This window comes from Sporolactobacillus sp. CQH2019 (assembly GCF_028765345.1).
Classification (GTDB): Bacteria; Bacillota; Bacilli; order Bacillales; family Sporolactobacillaceae; genus Sporolactobacillus.
In genome coordinates, this window is the sequence record NZ_JARAJZ010000009.1 from 25991 (window position 1) to 47670 (window position 21680).

The 21680-nt window shown below is 46.0% G+C and carries 20 protein-coding genes and 1 riboswitch; of the genes, 5 read left to right on the forward strand and 15 right to left on the reverse strand.

The features are described 5' to 3' along the window. Positions 1–4: 4 nt before the first annotated feature. Both OYT88_RS13430 and OYT88_RS13435 read right to left on the reverse strand, forming a co-directional pair. Positions 5–481, reverse strand: a complete 477-nt coding sequence (locus tag OYT88_RS13430; protein ID WP_274400952.1) for a CcdC family protein — start codon at positions 479–481, stop codon at positions 5–7. Between the two features lie 86 nt (positions 482–567). Then, positions 568–1509 carry a Gfo/Idh/MocA family protein gene (locus tag OYT88_RS13435; protein WP_274400732.1) on the reverse strand — a complete coding sequence of 314 codons (942 nt, stop codon included), beginning with the start codon at positions 1507–1509 and terminating at the stop codon, positions 568–570. A gap of 1642 nt (positions 1510–3151) precedes the next feature. Between OYT88_RS13435 and OYT88_RS13440 the strand changes: the two genes are divergently transcribed. After that, positions 3152–4267: a glycosyltransferase family 4 protein gene (locus OYT88_RS13440; protein ID WP_274400733.1), complete on the forward strand. Its 1116-nt coding sequence runs from the start codon at positions 3152–3154 to the stop codon at positions 4265–4267. Positions 4268–4772: 505 nt separating this feature from the next. Here the strand turns inward: OYT88_RS13440 and OYT88_RS13445 are convergent. The 5 genes from OYT88_RS13445 to yneA form a co-directional block, all read right to left on the reverse strand. Further along, complete coding sequence (locus OYT88_RS13445) at positions 4773–5288, reverse strand: tyrosine-type recombinase/integrase (protein ID WP_338000555.1); 516 nt, start codon at positions 5286–5288, stop codon at positions 4773–4775. Beyond that, positions 5209–5697: a tyrosine-type recombinase/integrase gene (locus tag OYT88_RS13450; protein ID WP_274400735.1), complete on the reverse strand. Its 489-nt coding sequence runs from the start codon at positions 5695–5697 to the stop codon at positions 5209–5211. Before OYT88_RS13450 ends, OYT88_RS13445 begins: the two co-directional genes overlap by 80 nt. A gap of 219 nt (positions 5698–5916) precedes the next feature. After that, a complete protein-coding gene (locus OYT88_RS13455; protein WP_443029733.1) occupies positions 5917–6138 on the reverse strand; it encodes a YneF family protein in 222 nt (73 codons plus the stop codon). Between the two features lie 36 nt (positions 6139–6174). Beyond that, positions 6175–6657: a sporulation inhibitor of replication protein SirA gene (sirA, locus tag OYT88_RS13460; RefSeq protein WP_274400737.1), complete on the reverse strand. Its 483-nt coding sequence runs from the start codon at positions 6655–6657 to the stop codon at positions 6175–6177. Between the two features lie 566 nt (positions 6658–7223). Beyond that, positions 7224–7517 (reverse strand): cell division suppressor protein YneA, encoded by a 294-nt coding sequence (gene yneA / locus OYT88_RS13465; protein ID WP_274400738.1) that lies wholly within the window; start codon positions 7515–7517, stop codon positions 7224–7226. Positions 7518–7686: 169 nt separating this feature from the next. Between yneA and lexA the strand changes: the two genes are divergently transcribed. Then, positions 7687–8298 carry a transcriptional repressor LexA gene (lexA, locus tag OYT88_RS13470; RefSeq protein WP_274400740.1) on the forward strand — a complete coding sequence of 204 codons (612 nt, stop codon included), beginning with the start codon at positions 7687–7689 and terminating at the stop codon, positions 8296–8298. 118 nt (positions 8299–8416) lie between these two features. On the opposite strand, the gene OYT88_RS13475 is transcribed toward lexA, so the two are convergent. Next, positions 8417–9370 carry a hypothetical protein gene (locus OYT88_RS13475; protein WP_274400741.1) on the reverse strand — a complete coding sequence of 318 codons (954 nt, stop codon included), beginning with the start codon at positions 9368–9370 and terminating at the stop codon, positions 8417–8419. Positions 9371–9507: 137 nt separating this feature from the next. Here OYT88_RS13475 and OYT88_RS13480 point away from each other — a divergent pair, with 137 nt between their 5' ends. Together OYT88_RS13480 and OYT88_RS13485 are read left to right on the forward strand one after the other, a co-directional pair. Next, positions 9508–9840, forward strand: coding sequence for a phasin family protein (locus OYT88_RS13480; RefSeq protein ID WP_274400742.1), 333 nt, complete (start codon positions 9508–9510; stop codon positions 9838–9840). A gap of 24 nt (positions 9841–9864) precedes the next feature. Then, positions 9865–11541 (forward strand): ABC1 kinase family protein, encoded by a 1677-nt coding sequence (locus OYT88_RS13485; protein WP_274400744.1) that lies wholly within the window; start codon positions 9865–9867, stop codon positions 11539–11541. 64 nt (positions 11542–11605) lie between these two features. Here OYT88_RS13485 and OYT88_RS13490 read toward each other — a convergent pair whose 3' ends face one another. Further along, entirely contained in the window at positions 11606–12199 is a 594-nt protein-coding gene (locus tag OYT88_RS13490) for a hypothetical protein (RefSeq protein WP_274400746.1), read from the reverse strand. Between the two features lie 303 nt (positions 12200–12502). Between OYT88_RS13490 and OYT88_RS13495 the strand changes: the two genes are divergently transcribed. After that, positions 12503–14230 (forward strand): pyruvate oxidase, encoded by a 1728-nt coding sequence (locus OYT88_RS13495; protein ID WP_274400748.1) that lies wholly within the window; start codon positions 12503–12505, stop codon positions 14228–14230. Positions 14231–14807: 577 nt separating this feature from the next. On the opposite strand, the gene ribH is transcribed toward OYT88_RS13495, so the two are convergent. The 6 genes from ribH to OYT88_RS13525 all read right to left on the reverse strand — a co-directional run bounded on the left by ribH (position 14808) and on the right by OYT88_RS13525 (position 21626). Then, positions 14808–15287 carry a 6,7-dimethyl-8-ribityllumazine synthase gene (ribH, locus tag OYT88_RS13500; protein WP_274400750.1) on the reverse strand — a complete coding sequence of 160 codons (480 nt, stop codon included), beginning with the start codon at positions 15285–15287 and terminating at the stop codon, positions 14808–14810. A 46-nt stretch (positions 15288–15333) separates the two neighbouring features. Further along, positions 15334–16521 (reverse strand): bifunctional 3,4-dihydroxy-2-butanone-4-phosphate synthase/GTP cyclohydrolase II, encoded by a 1188-nt coding sequence (locus tag OYT88_RS13505; RefSeq protein WP_274400751.1) that lies wholly within the window; start codon positions 16519–16521, stop codon positions 15334–15336. 43 nt (positions 16522–16564) lie between these two features. Next, positions 16565–17227: a riboflavin synthase gene (gene ribE / locus OYT88_RS13510; protein WP_274400752.1), complete on the reverse strand. Its 663-nt coding sequence runs from the start codon at positions 17225–17227 to the stop codon at positions 16565–16567. Continuing rightward, on the reverse strand, positions 17227–18303 hold the full coding sequence (ribD, locus tag OYT88_RS13515; protein WP_443217516.1) for a bifunctional diaminohydroxyphosphoribosylaminopyrimidine deaminase/5-amino-6-(5-phosphoribosylamino)uracil reductase RibD: 1077 nt from the start codon (positions 18301–18303) through the stop codon (positions 17227–17229). The genes ribE and ribD overlap by 1 nt, the downstream gene beginning before the upstream one ends. 193 nt (positions 18304–18496) lie before the next feature. After that, positions 18497–18642, reverse strand: a riboswitch (FMN riboswitch). A gap of 129 nt (positions 18643–18771) precedes the next feature. After that, the gene (locus tag OYT88_RS13520; protein ID WP_274400754.1) at positions 18772–20703 is read right to left on the reverse strand and encodes a PTS fructose transporter subunit IIABC; all 1932 of its coding nucleotides are present in this window, start codon (positions 20701–20703) and stop codon (positions 18772–18774) included. 155 nt (positions 20704–20858) lie between these two features. Then, positions 20859–21626 carry a DeoR/GlpR family DNA-binding transcription regulator gene (locus OYT88_RS13525; protein ID WP_274400755.1) on the reverse strand — a complete coding sequence of 256 codons (768 nt, stop codon included), beginning with the start codon at positions 21624–21626 and terminating at the stop codon, positions 20859–20861. Positions 21627–21680 lie beyond the last annotated feature (54 nt).

Sequence of the window (21680 nt, forward strand, 5' to 3'; positions counted from 1 at the left end):
CTGCTCACGCATTTGACTCGATTCCTTGTTCCCTCGACAGCCTTCGATACATGATGTACATGGTTATGCGCCACGGCAAAATCATACCGAAAGCAAGAATAAAGAAAAACGAGGCGGTCTGCGGAAGACTGACACTCTGTTCAAGAAAAAGTTTCATGACTGTTCGAACCGCCAGCAGCCCGACTAAAATCAGCGCAAAGGCTTTAGAACGCTTCAGATAAACATCACCGCTGTGCCGTTCAAATTTTGACGTTTTAATAAGAAACAATGAAAAGAAAGTTCCGATCAGAAAGGCGATGATCGCCTCCCAGTAGGAAATCCATGTGCTCTGTTCAGCAAACATCAGAAATCCCGTCGACATAAAAAGCGGAGGAAGCAATATCTTTTTGGCATTCGTCGGTTTCTTGGATGCTTTCAGCCGGATCACAATCACGGAACCTGCCATCAGAATGCCTATTAATAATCCGATGCCTGCAGCTATTTGACTCACCTTCCGGCTTCAGAGATTTTATAATCCCATTATACCGAACCCGGCCTGTGAAGAAAAATGTTTCGCCCGTCTGCCGTTCATTTCGATGCTTCATTGCTTCCGTTAATTATCTGAATGATTTTTTCACAGATGCGATGCGTCTCAAGCGCGTCTGCTTTGGCTATGGGTTCTTCCCTGCCCTCAGCTACCGCTTTCAGAAAAGCATCGACAATTTGTTCAAAGCCGCGTTTATAAAGCATAGGCGTCCAGTCGCCAAAATGCTTGATCGTCGTGTCCGCTCCCTGAATCCTTTCGATAGAAGACAGATCGCGAACAACGTATTCGCCCTGTGGCGACATCACTTGAAGGATTTCCTGGTTGGCGCCGCTTCTTCTGCTCATGATCGCTACTGCCAGTTGACGGCCGGCATGAAAAACAACGGAAAGTTCCGTATAGAGCCCCTCCCGGTCTTTAATTGCATGAACCGTCATCGTATCAATGGGTCTCCCCAGAAGAAACCGGACCGTATCGACCACATGAATGAAATCATCGAAAATGAACGCCCGGATATCTTTCGGATCATTGACCCGATTCTTTTGATACACAATCATCGATTTCTCGGGGATTGCCGATGCTTCAAGATTATAAGGTGCAAAACGGCGATTGAACCCGGTCATCAGGAGCACTTTTTTATTTTCAGCCATCTCCGTCAGTTTTTTGGCCGTCTCGTAATCTTCGGCGATCGGTTTGTCCGTATAGACGGAAATACCATGGTTCAGCATTTTCTCAATAATCATCGGATGCGCCGGGGTCGCAGCATGGATAAAAACAGCTTCGACACCGCTTTCAATTAATTGATCAGGATTTTGATAAAAATGGTCCCAACGGTAACCGGCCCGGATCTGTTCCAGCGTCTCTCGATTTCTCGTACAAAAATGGCATTCCACACCGCTCAGCCCGGCATAAATCGGAAGATAGGCCTTCTTCGCAATCGATCCAATCCCGATAATCCCAATCTTAAGCACAATTATCGCTCCCATCTATTTTTCAGCCTTCCGCTAAAAACGATCCGTTTCATCTGCTTCAGAAAAAACAGCCGGACAATGAAATCCCCCCTATATAATTAAAATAGGGGGAAACTGTTTCACCCAGCCATTCACTGTTTTCATCTATTATATAATGTATCCTTTTAAACGACAAACACCGCTGAACCATCAGCACGGCAGACAGGCAATCACTGAATAGAAAAACCATACCATTGATTCTGTAGTATGTCTATAAAATGAATCACTTAAAAGGCCGTCGATCCTGCCTTCTTTTCATATCCCCGTGCTGCAAGGTGTACAGTCCGACAATCATAAGATACCTCTGTCTTTTTGTCAGCCTTCTCCACGCTGAAACATTAACGACCACATGATCACTCCCTCAAATGCTATTCATGACTGCCGGCTCTTAAAAATACGGCTATTAAACTTTATACGACATTCGATAGATTTATGCTATATGGCTTCAATTTTCTGCCGTTCATCTCGTTACGATGATCAATATGACATAGTTAAAAGAATTTCTTCAGACTGCAGTTTGGAATCAGTTAGCGGCCTTCTCGGTGGTGTGAAGTCATTGCCGACGGATAATAGGAAAAAGCTTTAAAATGAGCGATGAAACTCTATTAAAAATCTAAACTGAAATAACCCGTAAAGCAGAAGCGTATTCCCTGTGACGAAATAAGAAATAATATAAGAAGCAGCTACGCTGCTCAGAAAAACCATCATCGGCATATCTATCAAACAATCTATATTATAAATTTTGTTTCGTTCCAGCAATCCACATCACCCATAAATTTTAAAAAAGATAGACTAATCCGGCAATGAATGAAGAGATAAAAAGACCGCACAACAGATCATAAATAACGATAGCATGAAACTGTTGGCTAGACATCTCCCGAAACTTTTTCCGGTATTTTTCATTAAAAATATAAAATGACACCGTAATAATCAAAGATAAAATAAGATAATTAGCAAAGTAAACTAAAAACAAAAGCATGAAACTAGAGATTTGAGTCACTTCCCAACTAGCTGGCTAATCAACTTTTTAAATGCAGATTCCATATTTGATCCTTCCCCTAAATTATAGATAAAAAAACGCTTAGAAAACAGAAAAAACTCAAAAGTTACCTCCCGGCAGCACGTTCCCCGGAAATAGAAAATAAGGCGGGAGCATAAAAATAATAAAATATCGATGTTTTTCTAGATTTTCAGCATTTTTTTCTATTTTTTTTAACGCTTTTGATTCTCTATTGCCTCCCTTTTTTTGAGCTTATATATACAGAGAAGGCAGCGACTTGTTTCTGTGCTGAAAATCCGAATCATTTTTTTAACTAATGCTCTCCTTCATTTATCATTTATAAACACCATGTATCAACTACAAATGCCATTATAGATTAGCATTAAGAATTTGTAAATTATACCATTATTTGAAATCGTTGTCACTATAGTATGTTTGACCGTTTTTATATACTTTCATGACAGAATTTATATATTTATTGTCCATTTTTTATATAATATTTATTATAAATTATATTCTAAGATTATTTATTTTTTTTGATGTATAATACCTACATAAACCAGCATTATTTATATATAGAGATAGATTAGAAAAAGAAAGACAGAGGCTAAAAGAGACATGATTAATATTGCATTTGTTTGTGAATGGGGTCCGGACCGGGCGAGAACATGGTCTGGTACTCCTTATTCGTTGTTCCAGTCGCTGGATTCTATTGAAAATATAAACGTTGTCAATATCAGTCTTAAATTGAATCGAATTGAGAACAAACTTCTTAATTCACTGTATAAAGACAAGCAGAATTTTAATGTTTTCCGTTTGGGGCTACTTCAAAGCAAGATGAATCAGCAGCTGAAGGATGTTGATTGTGACGCTGTGATTGAAATCGGGGATATTGGCATTGCTAAAAACAAGAATTACTATACATACCAGGACTTGTGTATAGCAAGCTTAATGAATTTGTACGACCAGGACAAGCCTATTTATTCGAGATTTTCAAACTTTGGTCAGTATTCCTATGATGACCTGGTGAAAAGGAATAAATGGCAGGAAAAAGTATACAGGAATTCTAAAGGTATTTTTACCATGAGCGACTGGCTTAAACAAACGATCGATAAAAACTATTCCTGTGCTGCTGGAAAAACGCATACGGTTCATGCCGGCATAAATGTGCGGTTAAGACCCGAAGAGTTAAAAAAGGATGACTATCGGTACATTTTATTTATTGGCCGTGATTTTGATCGGAAAAATGGAAGAAATGTTATTGAGGCATTTCATAAAATCAGCAAGGATCGGCATTTGCGATTAATCATAGCCGGTCCGTCAAAATGGCCCTATGAAAAGTCCGTACCAGAAGACGTAATCTTCCTGGGTGATTCCGATCATATAACGTTAAGTCACTACTATCAGCTAGCCGATGTTTTTTGTATGCCTTCTTACTTTGAAGCTTATGGAATTGTTTTTCCGGAAGCTTTAGTTAGAGGAATTCCATGTATTGGCTTAAATAAATATTCCATGCCTGAAATCATAAAAGATTATGGGATTCTCGTAAAAGAGGGGACAAGTGATGAAATTGCTGCAGCACTCACTGAAACATTAAATAGCAGCAAATATAAAGCAAATATTGAGCGTGACAAAGCGCAGATCATTCAAACCTATAGTTGGAATACAATCGCTAATGACATGGTGAATCAAATAAAACAGGATTTAGCGTCAGTTCCAGCAGCTAATAAATAGGACCCGAATTATAAATGTGGGTACCCATTGTTATTCCTAGCTGCTTACTCCACCGACAGATCTCATAAATTCCCTTTGCTGAGTAAACAATGGTTCTATACAATTTTCCGTCAGTTCCCCTCAGAACGGGGGTATTTGTATTACTACAACCAAGGTTTATACCCCTGCTGTTGTTTATGGAATTTGCATTATAAAACTTATAACTACAATGTAAATTTCAGAAAACATCCTTGTAAGGACGTGCGAATCATACGAACCCTCTATGGATGTCGGCGCTGCCGACGCCCTTTCGGTGGTTGCATTAACCGCATCCAGTCGGTTAAATTGAATTTTGAATAGGCCTGTCTGAAAAATATTTCCTGTCCAGAATCCCTTTTTAATGATGTAAACCTTTTTGTCCGTCACAATCAGCCATTCTTTGAAGACGCCGCGTAGCAAGAATTTAATCTGTTCTCCGGATTCAACATATTTTTCAACGTGTTTCAATTTTTTTGACATAAAAACGTCAGTCCTTTCTTTTTAAATTCATCAGCGGGCTGCTGGCTACGGCTTTGTCCAGAATCTGGCTATCCTGCAGCGAGCGCAAATAGCGTTCCGTGATGTTTAGCGATGAATGCCCCAGTAAACGGCTGAGTGAATAGACATCAATTTTACCGGAAGCAAGTGACTGTACGGCAAAGAAGTGCCGAAACGTATGGGGCGAAACCCGTTTTCCTGTAATATGTGCCCGCTTTCCGGCCTCTCGAATGATGTTATACAGGCCGGTATGTGTCAGTTTGTGTCCCATATAATTCAAAAAATAAAAATCGTCATGGGGAACCATCTGTTTCAGATAACTTTTTCGGATACGTTCATATTTAATGAGGATCCTTTTCAGGGCCGGGGAAATAAAAATAACCCGTCCTTTGTTTCCCTTCCCCAGAACGTTGATAGAGATCCGTTTAATATCTTTGGGTTTGATTCTCCGGATCTCTATTGAATCGCATGCCCGTGTCCGCCAGCATACACAGGATGGCTTGATTACGCATTTCTACAAAGGAGTCTGAACGGAAGGCGTGAATCATTTTGTTTACTTCGGACGCTGTAAACGTATGAATGGTGGTTCTGGGGACCTTGGGACATTCGACTTTGTCCATTGGGTTTTTATTCAGGTATTCTTCCTTAACGGTCCAAGAGAAGAAGGCATGGACGATTTTATAAAGACCGGAAATGGACTGGGGTTTATTCCCTTTCAGCTTTTTTAAGTGAAAGTAGGATTTGAGGTCGAACGGGGTCACTTGGGTCAGATCTTGAAGGCCCCGTTTTTCGGTGAGGTAGGTCAGGAGGTGTTCACATTCGAACGTCTTATTTTTCATGGTTTTTTCGGTAAACCCTTTGGCTTCACAGCTGTAGAAATATTCCTGCATGACATCATCCAAATTTAATTCCATAACAAAAGTCACCCCTCTCTGTGGTGAATCTTTCACAGAAGAGAAGTGACTAAGGAAAATCAATCCGAAAAATCAAGCAGAAAGCTGAAATGATCGTGATCAAAAATCAGATGAAGGATCGCTACAAACGGCTTTTATCCCTAAAAAAGCCTTTACGACAGGATTATTTAAAAAGGAAAATCCGCCGGTTGATGAACAGACGCCGCGTGTTGCGGCCCCTCATTTATTATTCATTTGGTTATTGATCGCTTTCATCATCTGATTGATTTTCTTTTGCGACGGATGCTGGCCCATTTGGGTCATCATCACGCGAAGCATCTGTTCGTTGATCGGCGGATTCTTCTTCAAATAGCTCAGCATGTATCTCCGGGCAATGAAAAAGCCGAGAACCAATCCGGCGGCCAGGCAGACAGCGCCCACTAGTATGTATAGCCACAGCATGTGCCCTGTTTCCTCCTTGTGTCAAATATCCATACCTCAGTGTACACTATCGCGTGAAATCAGGTCAACCTTACTTTGGAGGAAATCTGCATTTTTTATAGGATTGAGCCAGGCGCATTGTCTCGCTTGGAAATTCACCGCCAAAAAATGTCCGTCCAGCTTCCGCAAAATTTCAAAAAAAGTCACTTCCATGTCTGAGGTTCCTTGCGACGTCATTTTCAGTTCCCGGCCCTGAAGTTCCAGTGTGGCCTCGCTAAACGGTCTTTTGCTTTTCAAATAATGAATCGGATCTTCATATGTATAGTCCGTCATGAGTTTGCAAGCCGTTTGCAGCAGCGTTTTGAACTTGCCGGCATCCAGTTGATGAGAAACAAAACGAATCTGTCTGTACAACACTTCCTTCATATGCTTATCCCGTGCAGAACGGAAATCCTTAAATAATTGAAACAGCTTTTCTTCCTGACCGAAATAATGTTTTGCGATATTGTCTTTAATCAGGTAAATGTGGTAACTGCGCATTCGCCCTCCTCCTCATGCAGTATGTCTGCCTCTGTCCTGAGGAAAAAAACGATCAGACATCATCAAAGTAGTTGATGCGGTTTTAATCCGCACTATAAAAATTATATCGGAACATGATACCGTCAATTTTAGCCGTTGTTGCTGCCTTACTGCCTGAAAACGCGAATTGGAATCGGCATTCTGCCGGATATCAATGAATGGAAGCAAAAAAAAAGAAAGCTCTTTTCCTTTATTCAGTGAATAGAAGCTTTCTTCTGAAGGAGGATGAAAATTAACCCGTCAGCGAAAAGGCAAGGTTAAATCGCCGAAGGGAAACAAACATATTTTAATCGGGATTTCACAGCTTTGGATCGGCATGCGAAAGCTCGCGATTAAACAAAATTAAGAAGAATATCTCTCGTTGTTGTATCATTACAATGATTAATATTTCCTCTTGTTATATAACAGTATAGCACAAATAATGTATCTTGCAAGCGATAAGACAGCATCTTCGTAAATTTAATAAAACCGGTGCGAAACGGCAAGGCGCGGCGGAGAACGCTAAACCGTCCGCAGAAACACCCGGATTATTTCCGGACAGGTATGATTAATTTCTGGTCCGGCTGGATAAAATTGCGGTCAATTCCGTTCTCCCTTTCAATCCAATTGACAAAGGCTTCCTCTGAAAGTCCGGAATTGCTGCTGTGATAACGTTGAGCCAGAGACCAAAGCGTATCCCCTTTTTCGACAGCTATTGTCTTATAATCATTGCCGTCTGCGGCCACACGATTTGTCAGCGTAAAAAAAAGGACGATAGTCAGAACAATAAATAAAATAACGAAAGATGTACCTTTCAGCTTACGATTCAAGTGCTCATTCATCTGCAGCCCCTCCAATAAATGATTGAGAATATGTATTCCCGAGAATGTTTGTTCGCTACCAATGATTATATAGCGAACATCCGTTTGCGTCAATGATTCGAACGGATGTTTGCATTGCAAAAAATGGCATGATATAATGGGCTTAAGAAGAAGAAAAAGGAGCAGGCAGATGAAACTCTCAAGTCGACAGCAATCAATACTCGATTATATTAAGCATGAAGTGGCGACCAAGGGCTATCCTCCGTCGGTTCGTGAAATCTGCGATGCGGTCGGATTGGCTTCAAGTTCAACCGTTCACGGTCATCTGGAACGGCTTGAAAAAAAAGGATTGATTCGGCGCGATCCGACGAAACCGCGTGCCATTGAAATTCTCGATCATGATGGCGATATATTCAGTGAAAAAGCGGTTGCTGTGCCGGTGATCGGCAAGGTAACGGCCGGTCAGCCGATCAGCGCTGTGGAGAATATCGAGGAGTACTTTCCCGTACCCAGATCTATGGTTGACGAGGAAAATGTCTTTATACTCAATGTATCGGGAGAAAGCATGATCAACGCCGGTATTCTGGACGGCGACAAAGTGATTGTCCGCCAGCAGAGAACCGCAGAAAACGGCGAAATTGTCGTGGCAATGACCGATGAAAATGAAGCGACTGTCAAAAGATTTTTCAAAGAAAAAGACCACATCCGCCTTCAGCCCGAAAATCCGGCCATGGCACCCATACTGTTAGACAACTGTATAATACTCGGAAAGGTAATCGGCGTATTCCGTACAATAAACTGATTGCCGCGGCAAGCGATACGTGCGCTTTTCCTTTCTCCGGAATATGCAAAAAGCCGGGGCGGACATCATGGATGCTGATGGCTGCTCCGGCTTAAAATATTTTTGTTTCGGTCGCCTTTCATTCTTTGAATTCAGAGAAGAGCCGCTTGATTTTCAATAGTTTTTCTGCCGTAAAGATCCACTCTTCCCGATCTAATTCCTGACTGATCATCTGATAAAGATCGTTCTGGTTCAGACAGATCAAAGGCCACTCTTTTTCGGAAAAATTCTCTGCTTTTGCGTGATCGGCCGAATCGTCCATAAAGTAGAGGACGGGAACGATACGCTCTGCATTCACCTGACGATTGCCAAGATAGGCCCGGAATTCCGGGACAGCCTGCATGATCGGTGCAGCCAGATCGGAATAACAGTCAATCGTTATTCTCAGAAAGTCCAGATTGCCGTCTCTCTGTTTCCTGTCTCCGGACATAACCAGCGTTTCTTCAGAACCATTTGCAAGGCTCGGAATGTTTTCCTTGATCAGCCGTTCAAAACCCTGGGCATGTTCCGGGCTTATCCCATGGAATACTTTTCCTTTGTACTTTCTTGTATCAAGTAAATACAGCCCTGTCGGCAGCAGCAGAATGATATCCGCTCTGGAAAAATCACTCCCGCCGGCTCGGACCGGAACGATGATATTTCCTGCAAACGCCATTTGCCGGGCCGAAATCCGTTTGGATTGGACAAGAATTTTCCTGATTGCCGTTAGATTCTGATAAACGGCAAATGTCTTTTCGGATCTCTGTGTTCCCCGTAAATAAGCAATTAATTCTTCATAGCGTCCCAGTTTTTTTTCGTAAGATTCCTCAATACCGGCAATCGTGGCGCTATTTTCGGTCATAATATGCTTAATCTTAGTTTCCGACTCCTCTTTAATCCGGTTTTCCGTCTCACTGATCGTCGCCGAAGTCTCATTTTGGCTTTTCTCGATCTGTTCCTCGGCCCGACTTTTTATTTTTTGCTGCTTCTGGAATAAAAAATAAATGATCCCGATCAGGATTAGAATAATTGCCAGGTAAATAACATGTACCACCGTGTAGCCCTCCCTTGTTTCAAAACGATACATATATTTTTTCGTCCGCTGTCCCTGCGCTTTTGTCCCTCGGCCAATGAATGTACAGAGTCTGCAAAGTCGGGTAAAATAGAGAAAAGAGAAATGGAGGGATCAGCATGAATGATTGGATCAAAAAGGGTTTCTTTATCGGTCTCGGCGCAACAGTTGCAAGTAAGGAAAAAGCAGATAAATTTTTCAATGATCTGTCAAAAAGCGGCGGCGCGGCAGCGGAAGAAGCAAAATCTTTTCTCGACGCTCTGAATGATAAAGGAAAATCTAAAAAAGAACAATGGCAGAATGACATCCGTCAGGACATTAAGGACACTCTGATCGATTTGGGATTCGTTACCTCTGAGGAGTACAACAAGCTGGCCGAAAGAGTTGAAGCGCTGGAAGCCGGATTATCGAAGGATCAAAACGGAACGGATGAACAGAGCACGGAAAAATAACGGGTTGTCGGTCAGGTGAAATGAATGTTTGGAAAACGCATACGCCATATCAAACGTTATCGAGAAATCGTAACCGTCCTTGTCAAATACGGATTCGGGTATATTGTTAAAGATGTCGGACTGTTTCATCTGCTCTCGCTCCCGAAACAGATCGTGTCCGATTTTTCCGGAACTAATGATTCAAAACCGGTCGGCCGGAAAATCCGCCTGATGCTCGAAGAACTCGGGCCGACTTTCATTAAGCTCGGCCAGCTGCTCAGCCTGAGGTCGGATCTCATACCCGAACAGATCGCTAACGAGCTGCGCGAATTGCAGGACAGCGTGACGCCGATCGATCCGGCAGTCATTAAGTCTGTCATCCGGCAGGAACTGGGTGCGCCGGTCGGCGATATCTTTGCTGATTTTGATGAACAATGCCTGGCGGCGGCATCGATCGCTCAGGCACACCGCGCCGTTCTGAAGACGGGTGAAGAAGTCGTGATCAAGGTCCGCCGTCCCGATATTGAAACCGTGGTTTCAACCGACATAGAGATTCTCTGGGATCTGGCTGCACTTGTGGAAAAACGCTATTCCTGGGCAAAAAAATTTCAGATAAGCGATATTGTCGAAGAATTTTCCCTTGCCATCCGCAATGAAATGGATTATTTCAGAGAAGGCAGAAATACTGAAAAGCTCTATAATTATTTCGCTTCCAATGAAAACATTATCATCCCGAAAGTGTATTGGGACTATTCAACTAACAAGCTGCTCACCCTTGAGTATATCAACGGTGCAAAATATGCCGACCTGATTGCTTCAGTCCCTGAAGGCATCGATAAAAAAATCATTTCAGAACGACTGGTGCGCTCATTTCTCGATCAGGCGCTGGTTGTCGGCGTTTTTCATGGTGATCCTCATCCCGGCAACCTTTTTTTCTTTCCGGGGAATAAGATCGGCTATATCGATTTCGGACAGGTCGGCACATTAAATGAAGAAATGAAACATAATTTTGCCAGCCTGATTATCGGGCTGATGAGGGGAGACATAGATCTGCTGTTCCGCACGATCTTCCTGATGTCCTCAATGCCTGAAGACCTGGATGAAAGACTTTTTAAGGCCGACCTTGAGTTAATGCGCGACAAATACTATGAGCTTCCATTCAAAGAAATCCATATTGGAAAGGTCATTCAGGATATTTTCGAAACCACCAAAAAACATCATATCAGCATTCCGAAGGACTATACACTTCTCGGCAAAGCACTGATCACCCTTGAAGGCCTTATTACGCGCCTTGATAATCAAATCAGCATACTGGAACTTGCGGAACCTTATGGGCAGAAGCTTTTGCTGAACCGCTACAATCCTGAGCGGGTGGCAAAGAAAACTTTAAAAAGCGTTTATGAAGCACTGGAAAACAGTGCACAGATCCCCTCTCTTTTAAAGAAAACATTGACACATTTGTACAAAGGAAAAACGCATGTCGAAATGGAACTGCCCCACCTGGATCTTCTGCTTTCCAGGCTTGACCGCGTGGCCAATCGCATTTCCTTCAGTATCATGCTTCTGGCATTCAGCATTATCCTCGGCGCAATGATTATCGGAGAAACGTTCGGCGCCCACCCTTTGTTTACAAACATTCCGCTTCTTGACATCGCCGTCATGATTGTCGCTCTGATGTTTCTTCTCGTCCTGCTCGCAATTTTCAGGTCCGGGCGCTTCTAAAGCTACTGCATGTTGTACTGACGGCATGGCGTATAAAAGGTTGTTCTTTTTCAACCTGCCTTTTTTATATTTTCGTGACGGTCTGATGAAAAATCCGTCGCCCGACGAGAGGATCCATTTCAGAAACAAAATGATTGAGTTCTCGTTGTGCGGCAAAAATATGCTCCGGACTGTCTTCCCCGTACATATGAAGCAAACGGCCGAATTCTTCTGAAATCCGTCTCATTTTTGTCTTATCGATTTCGCGTCCGGCCAGGAACATCGTAGCCAGACGCTCCTTCTCCGGCCGAAGCACATGCCATTTTTCACCCGGTTCATTGGAGAACATACGGCAAGTCATCGGTCCTCCCGCATCCACCAATGCGACCAGCACATCCTGTTTTTCATACGGCACCGCCCTTACAAACCGTTCGAGTACATGGATCTGTGATTCATTGAACGACCAGGCACGATCCTGATAAGGAAAAACTTTCCTAAGGCTTTTCAGCGCCGCCGCACTCCCCGTACAGGCGAGGATCTGTCGACCGGAAAGGCGGATTATGCCGGGCTTTTCGCCGGGAATCATCGCCGGTTGTCCATTTTCATTTAAATTGACCAGGCGGCCGTCGCTCACGGAAGACGCCATTTTATCGGTAGCAATAATCGATACAAAACTCATGAATTTTCTCCTTTTTTCCAGAACAATTAAATGATATATCCTCTATTATAACGGGACAGGCAGATTCATGCGACAGCGGAAACGGATCCCCTGTGTTTCAGGCAAAAATACGATTCTTCTTTGTAAATTAATTTTGATAAAAAACGACGCGATTGAGCAAAAGCATTTCTTTTTTAAATAAAAAGTCATAGAATAGACTCATAAGGTTCACTGGATTGTCAAATATATATAAAAAAAAAGCCCGGAACGATGGTGAACCTATGTTTCAGGCTAGCTATAAACCTTCTGGAGGAGGAATTTAATATGGGAAAGATCAAGGCAAGTGAAGCAGTTGTCAAACTGTTTGAAAACTGGGGGATTGATCACATTTACGGGATCCCCGGCGATTCAATCGACACAATGGTCGAAGCGCTTAGAAAAAAAGAAAGTAAAATTAAATTTTATCAGGTCCGTCATGAAGAGGTAGCCTCACTGGCCGCCGCAGCCTACGCAAAATTAACCGGAAAAATCGGTGTTTGCCTGGCTATCGGCGGACCGGGCGCCATCCACCTGTTAAACGGCATGTACGATGCGAAAATGGATCATGTTCCTATGCTTGTGCTTGTCGGGCACATTCCGTCCAGACTGACGGGAACCGATTATTTTCAGGAAGTCAATACCGTTGAACTGTTTAAGGATGTTGCCGTTTATAATAAAGAAATCACCAGCGCGGAAAGTTTTCCGGCCGTTGTCAATCAAGCCATTCGCACGGCTTATCAGGAACGCGGCGTTGCCGTTCTGTCGATTCCGGATGATATCCCGCTCGGTGTGATTTCCGAGAACGCACCGCAAATGTCGACGGTTTTTGAAAAAAAGATTCCGGGTCTCATTGAAGATGACCTGAGCGACGCCGTCGCTCTAATCAATAATGCCAGCAACCCGGTTATTCTTGCGGGTGTCGGAGCGAAAGGCGCTAAAAAGGAACTGAGGGCATTCGCCGAACGGATTTCGGCCCCTGTTGCGGTGACCCTCCCCGGCAAGGGCGCACTTCCGGATGAACATCCGAATTTTCTTGGAAATATTGGCAAAATAGGTACGAAACCGGCTTATGAAGCCATGAAAAGTTCAGATCTGCTGATTATGGTCGGTACCGATTACCCATATATAGCCTATCTTCCCGAAGGTGCCAAATGTATCCAGATCGATATCGATCCGGTGCATATAGGCAAACGTTATTCGGTAACAGTCGGTATTGTGGGCGACGCCGCTCAGGCTCTGGCTTATCTGACCGAACACACGACACCGGTGCCGGAACGTCCTTTTCTGAACACATGCCAGGAAAAAATGGCTGTTTGGTGGAAATGGATGAATGAGGATAAAGCGAATACGACGACCCCGATTGCTCCGCAGGCTGTTATGAAGGCTATCCAGTCCATTGCCGAAGACGATGCGATTTTTTCAGCCGATGTCGGTACGGCAACCGTTTGGTCTACACGTTATCTGCATGTGACGAACCAGGATTTCATTATCTCGGCATGGCTCGGCACGATGGGCTGCGGGCTTCCGGGAGCGATGGCGGCAAAGCAGGCTTTTCCGAATCGCCAGGCTATCGCGATCTGCGGCGACGGGGCTTTTTCAATGGTTATGCAGGACTTCGTTACCGCCGTCAAATATAAGTGGCCGATCCTTGTTGTTGTGCTGAACAATAAGGAGCTTTCCTTTATTAAGTATGAACAGCAGTCGGCGGGGCAGTTAAATTATGGAATAGGGCTTCAGGACATCGATTATGCAAAATTTGCCGAAGCCTGCGGCGGAAAAGGATTCAGAGTCGAGAAATATGAGGACCTGCAGCCGGCATTCGAAGCAGCCAAAGAGTCACAAGTTCCCGTGATTCTCGATGTCGCCGTAAACGCAAATGCCGCACCGCTGCCCGGTAAAATTGTGATTGACGAAGCCAAAGGCTATGCGAGATTTGCATCAAAATCAGTGATTGAAAATCATAAACTGGAAAAGATGCCGCCTATGAAGGACGTCGTCAGACGCTTCCTCTGATTAACTTGGATTGAAGATTGAAAGAGCTTTGAATCAGTTCATACTGGTTGAAAGCTTTTTTTGTATGCCGAAAAAAAAAGACCCAAAAGGTCTGTAATAAAAAATGAAGTGTGGAGTTGATGAAATCAGGGGGCCTTGCTTTCGTTCAAGTAATAGTTTACCAGTCACAGATTAAGCCCGCGTTAAAGCATTGTAAAATTATTTTATCGAAAATGGACGTTTCGCACATTTTGTTTCACACTGCCGTACAAATTTTTCCGGATATTCGCAATTAGTCTTTTATCCGGGATGTCTTCTTTATCATCGCCGTGACCGCCAATGGCTGCTGTCTCGTATTATCGAATGGTGTACCGCTGCCGGCCTGTATATGCCGACAAGACCCGGTCTCTTAAACCCGATAAAACCGTTCCGGTCAGCCGGCTCCTTGATTTCTTACCGATAGAGCGCCCGCTTCAGCCGGAAGCTCCCGGTTTTCTGACGGTTGATCGTAAATGGGCCGCCGTCGCTGCCATCCGGCGGCTCATTATGCAGGTTTACTCTGCGCAGAATTTTATAATAATCCATCCGGTTCATGGTTTCATTTTTTCTTTTTTTCAAGCAGCTCGTTGAGCCGGGCCATTTCGATGCCGCTGACGGCGGCATCCCAGCCTTTATTGCCTGCCTTCGTTCCGGCCCGTTCAACGGCCTGTTCAATATTTTCAGTGGTGACAACGCCGAACATGACAGGAACTCCGGTCTCAAGGCCGATCTTTGCAACGCCCTTGGACACTTCATTGCAGACATAGTCATAATGCGACGTTGCACCGCGTATGACCGCTCCAAGCGCCAATATTGTATCATACTGTCCGGTCGCAGCCATTTTCCCGGCAGCAAACGGAATCTCAAAGGCTCCCGGAACCCAGGCAATGTCAATATTCTCCTCGTCAACACCGTGGCGCAGCAGAGCGTCCTCTGCCCCGGACAAAAGCCGGTTTGTAATAAATTCATTAAAACGGCTGACGACAATACCCACTTTCAACCCTTGACCAATCAATTTGCCCTCAAATACTTTTCCCATTTTAAGTCCTCCTGTCAGCAGTCTGTACACTGTCGCTTTTTATCGATCACAAATGAAGCAGATGGCCCATTTTTTCGGCTTTCGTTTCCATGTATCGTTTGTTTTCCTTGCCGATCGGCATCTCCAGAGGTACACGTTCAATGTTTGAAATGCCGTGTTCTTTCAGATCGGAAATTTTTAATGGATTATTTGTCAGCAATTGCACATTGGTAACGCCGAGATCGGATAATATCTCAGCCGCAGTGCGGTAGTTTCTCAGATCCGCGGGAAACCCGAGATGTTCGTTGGCTTCTACCGTATCCTCTCCGGCCTCCTGAAGCTTGTAGGCTTTCAGTTTATTAATCAGCCCGATGCCCCGCCCTTCCTGACGTAAATAGATCACGACACCGGCGCCGCGTTTTTCGATCATTCGCAGAGCGGCGTGAAGCTGCGGACCGCAGTCGCACCGTTTCGACCCGAACACATCGCCTGTCAGGCACTCTGAATGAAGGCGGACAAGTGTCGGATCGCTGCCGCCGACATCCCCTTTGACAATCGCAATGGTTTCGCTTTCATCGAACGGGCCGGTATAGCCGATGGCTTTAAAATGCCCGTACTCTGTCGGCAAATCGGCAGTCACGACTCTCCTGACCCCGTGATTCTGCCGATACGCGATCAGATCTTTAACTGTAATGATCTTCAGGCCGAATGTTTCGGCCAGCTTCTCAAGTTCGGGAAAGCGTGCCATTCTGCCGTCATCGCGAACAACCTCGCAGATGATGCCTGCCGGTCTGGCACCGGCCAGCTTTGCAAGATCCACGGCCGCCTCTGTGTGGCCCTCGCGTTCCAGTACTCCGCCATCTTTCGCGATCAGCGGAAAGACATGGCCGGGATGATTAAAATCCGATGCGGTGGCATCGTCAGAAACAATCTTTCTGATTGTCTGTGCGCGTTCAAATGCGCTAATGCCCGTTTTCGTATCTTTATCGTCGACACTGATCGTAAATGCTGTTTCATGATGGTCGGTATTGTTTGCCACCATCGGTCTGAACCCTAGCGATTCGGCAAGCGGCCGGCTGACCGGCATGCAGAGCAGCCCTTTGGCATGCGTAATCATAAAATTGACGGTCTCCGCTGTCGTTTTATCTGCCAGAGCAAGCAGATCGCCTTCATTTTCACGCCCCTCATCGTCACAGACAATGATTATTTTTCCTTCTTTCAAATCAGAAAGGGCTTCTTCTATTGTAGCAGGCATATGCTTTAACCTCCTTATGATCCTTCCGGCATATGTAACACCGTTATTTATTTAGTGATGTGTTAAATCCGTTTTCTTTAAGCATGTCATAGGTCAGGGAACCGGAATCGTCGGACTTGCCCGCAGTCAGCTGATTTTGTACATATTTTTGCAGTATATCGCCCTCGATATTGACGGAATCGCCGACTTTTTTAGATCCCAAAACCGTATGGGCGTACGTGTGCGGAATCAGCGATAGGGTAAAAAATTGCGGCCCGGCGTGAAAAACGGTCAGACTCGTTCCGTCAACGGCAACCGATCCTTTCTGCACCAGACCGGCCAGAATATCCGGAGACGCCTGAATATCAAGATAATAGGCATTTCCTTTCGGTACAATCCTGACAATCTTTCCTGTCCCGTCAATGTGGCCGGTCACGAAATGGCCGCCCAGTCTTCCTCCCGCTTTTACAGCGCGTTCCAGATTGACGGAATCGCCGGCCTGCAGCGAATGCAAAGTAGTCGCGCGTATCGTCTCCGGCATAATGTCCGCGCTAAAAGCATCCTCTAACCGTCCCGTAACTGTTACACAGGCCCCGTTAACCGCTATACTGTCGCCGATGGCTGCGTCTTCAAGCACCCGATCGGCCTGAATCGACAGACGGATGGCGTCAGGCCGTTTCTCAATCGACGCAACATGTCCGACTTCTTCTATCAGTCCCGTAAACATTAAGAATCGCCCTCTTTCAAAATTAATGTGACTTTCAGATCCCGGTCCAGCCGTTCAACATGTTCAATCGACAAATCCGGAACATCAGTCAGATGTTTAATCCCCGTACCGCCGATCGCCGATAGTGCTTCCCTGCCGCCAATCAGCTTGGGTGCAATATAGGCAATTACCTGATTAAATGCTCCGGCCTGCAGGAAACTCCCGTGTATGGCTGCTCCGCCTTCCACGAGCAGCGAAGCCACCTCCTTCTCTCCCAGATAGTTCAGAACATCTTCAATCGCGATACGGTCCGACGGCAGCCGGATCACGTTCACCCATTCGTTTTGCAGGCGGCGCGCCTTGGCGCCGTCGATCGCTTTTCCTGTAAAAATCCATGTCGGCGCTGCGCCGTCCGTCACAACCCGGGCATCTTCGCGAATATGCAGATGCGTGTCCAGAATCACCCGGATCGGATTATTGGCTTTGTATGCCGAATGGGCCGTCAGATGAGGATCGTCCGCCATGACCGTCCCGATTCCGGTCAGAATCGCATCATGGATCCGGCGCTGCGCATAGCCGTCGGACCGTGAAGCCCGGCACGTGATCCATTTGCTTTCTTTCCCTGATGTCGCTGTCTTCCCATCCAGACTGCACGCAAGTTTAAGCGTGACATAGGGCGTTCTATGGCGGATATAATGAAAAAAGACGGGATTCAGCGCATCTGCTTCTTTCCGAAGAACGCCGGTTTCAACTTCAATACCTGCATTTCTAAGCTTCTCAATGCCGCGGCCGGCAACAAGCGGATTCGGATCGGACGACGCAATGACAACCTTGCTCAACTGTTTTTTAATAATTAAATCGGCACATGGCGGCGTCCTGCCGAAATGGGAGCAGGGCTCAAGTGTTACATAGATTGTGCCGCCCTTTGCCCGATCTTCGGCCATGCGCAGCGCATTTACCTCCGCATGGGCTTCTCCTGCCTTCAGATGCGCACCCATCCCGACAATTTCCCCATGATTGACAACCACGGCACCTACCGCAGGATTCGGGCTGGTCTGGCCGGCGGCGGCTTTCGCTAAATCGATTGCCAGTTTCATGTATTTTTCTTCCAAAAGATCATCCCCCGAATGAATGTCCCGTTAAATGTGAAAAAGCCCCCGGAGATGAACTTCCCCGGGGGCTTGACGGCATCAGAGCCAGTTTATTCTTTGGTCATTCCCAATAAAAAACAAACAAATTGGTTCCGCAGGATCCAGGCAATTCAAACAGTACATATTTGAACGCCCTTCTCCAATCCTTCTCCCATCCAGACTTTACTGTCGGCTTCAGCTTCTGACTGAATCCACCGCCGGCCAAAACATTGGCAGGCGGGTCGCGGGCTAAGGCACTAGGCCATCACCGCCGGTTGGGAATTTCACCCGACCCCGAAGGATAAATCCTTTATTAAACTGCTTTCATTGTAGCATAAAATTTTTGATTATCAAACATTCTGTCTTCGAAAAATTGAATAAAAGCCGGTCCGGGAATCCACGGCGGATTCCCGGACCGGCTTTATACATCCATTGTCAGACAATCTGTTTCTGCCTCGCCATATTTTCGGAAGTGCCTTTCTGCTCAACCGTTTTCTTCCAGAAGCCGAGAATCAGTCCGGAAATAACCGCCCCGATAATAATTGAGAGAAGGAACAGCACGCCGTGATTACCAAGGAAAACCACGAAAATGCCGCCGTGAGGAGCAGGAATATTCACATGCCAGAACTGAGTCAGACCGCCGGCAATGGCCGAGCCGATAATACTCGAACCGATGACCCGCAGCGGATCGGAAGCCGCGAACGGAATGGCGCCTTCCGTGATGAACGACGCACCCAAAACATAGTTCGTGATGCCTGCCTTACGTTCATCTTCGGTGAATTTATTTTTAAAAAGCGTTGTAGCCAGTGCGATCGCAAGCGGCGGAACCATGCCGCCGGCCATCACGGCCGCCATCATCAGACCGCCGTTCGAGGCGCCGCTTGTGAATACGCCGATGGCGAATGTGTAGGCTGCTTTATTGACCGGGCCGCCCATATCGACAGCCATCATGCCGCCGAGAACCAGGCCAAGAATAACGGCATTCCCCGTTCCCAGATTATTCAGCGCCCCGATCAGTCCGCTATTGATCCATTTAAAAATCGGATCAAGAATAAAGTACATCAGCGCTCCGCTGATCAGCAACCCGAAAACCGGATAGAGCAGGATAGGTTTCAGACCGTCCAATGTTTGCGGCAGATTCTTAAACATTCGCTTCAGCAGAACGATCACCCAGCCGGCAAGAAAGCCGGCGGCAAGGCCGCCGAGGAAACCGGCATTGGATGAAGAGGCAAGGAAACCGCCGACCACCCCCGGCATTAACGCCGGCCGGTCGCCGATGCTGACAGCTATATAGCCTGCCAGAATGGCGATCAGAAAATGGAAGGCACCCGTATCGCCGCCGGCTATCGCGCCAAGCATCAGATAAATCGGATTCGTTTTGCCCAGCGTATTTTCAAGCAGAAACGAAATGGCAAGAAGAATACCGCCGCCGACAACGAAGGGCAGCATGTGAGAGATACCGTTCATCAGATCCTTGTAGATCCTGCTCCAGACAGAGCCGCCGGTCGGCTCGTCTTCAGCCGGACCGCCCTCGGCATGGTAGACGGGCGCCCGCCCGTTTATTATTTTATTGATCAGTTCTTGCGGCTTGCGGATCCCGTCACTGACAGGGGTCTGAAGCACAGGTTTGCCGTCGAAACGGGCCATGTCCACTTTCTTATCCGCGGCAACGATGATGCCCGCCGCCCGGTTAATCTCTTCCTTCGTCAGACGATGTTTAACACCTTCTGAGCCTTGTGTTTCAACACGAATCGGAATGCCCATTTCTTTTGCTTTTTTCTTGAGCGCATCTTCAGCCATATACGTATGGGCAATACCGGTTGGACAGGCTGTCACGGCAAGCACGAACTGTGAATCCTTCGACGCGCTTCTGTCGCCGCCCGCTTCGTCATTCTTCTCTTCAGCTTCTTTTTTCGCCTGCTGATCGTTAAATAATTTTACGACCTCGCCGGCTGTTCCGGCCTCTTTTACTTGTGCGACAAATTTCTGATCAATGAGCAATCTTGAGAGAGCCGCCAGCGTCTGAAGATGGACGTCGGCTGCGCCTTCGGGAGCGGCAATCATAAAAAACAGATAGGACGGTTTCCCATCCAGGGCTTCGTAATCCACACCGCTCCTGCTTCGTCCGAAAACGACCGTCGCCTCATTGACGGCTTTTGTCTTCGCATGAGGCATGGCGATGCCGTCGCCGATCCCCGTGCTTGACTCCGCTTCCCGCTTCAGGATCATCTCTTTAAACAACTTGGGATCATTTATTCTTCCATTTTTCATCAGACTCGAGATGAGCTCGTCAATGGCCGCTTCTTTTGTCGTCGCTCTCATGTCCATAACCATGGCGCGTTCAATCATGAGATCCGTTATCTTCATTTGGTCCACCCCTTTTTCTCAGCATCCTCATGAAGGAAATAGAATCTGAAGGCCGTTCTTTCGGAGGAAACGATTTCACATATGGCCTCAGTCTCCCCAAAAAGAAACATAGTAACACCCCGTCTGCCAGGAATTAAGGAGTTTTCAGTCAATGATTATTCAACGTCATGTTCATCATCGGCACAAATGACTTTCGTCTTCTCGAGTATCGAAGAACCGATGGTTTCAGGCAGTCTGTCGGTAATAATCAAAGCCTGCTCAATATCGAACATTTTGCAAAAAGATATCTCGGAAAATTTACTTCCGTCCGCCACGACAAATGACTGGGCAGCCAGCTCTCTGGCGCGTCTCTTAAGCGCCGCCTCTTCGGGATCGGGTGTCGTGTAGCCCATTTCGGCGTCTATTCCATTGACGCCGATGAAGGCTTTATCGAACCGGAAAAGATTCAGAGTCCGGGCGGCAATGCTGCCGACAAGCGCCTTGGTTGTCCCTTTCATCAAGCCGCCGATCAGGTAGGACACAATCCGCCTGCTGACAAGCGCCTCACCATGAGCAGGGCTGTTGGTGACAACGGTTACATTCTTCGCATCAATATAAGGAATCATTTCCAAAGTCGTCGTTCCCGCATCCAGATAAATGCATTCATTATCTTTCACCAGACGTCCGGCCAGTTGAGCAATTATTTTCTTTTGCTGCATATATTTAGAAGTCTTCGTTTCCATGTCAGGCTCTTCACTGCGCGGTAGCAGCAAGGAAGCCCCTCCGTGAATACGGCGCAGCAAATGGCGGCTTTCCAGCTCCTGCAGGTCGCGGCGGACCGTCGACTCAGAAGAATTAAGAAAACGAACTAAATCCTGTAATTTGACGACACGGGCATTCTCCAATTTCTTCAAAATAATTTGCTGTCTCTCTTCGGCCAACATACTCCATTCCTCCATGCCATTATTTTACCATGATTCCGTTCAAAATCAATCTTT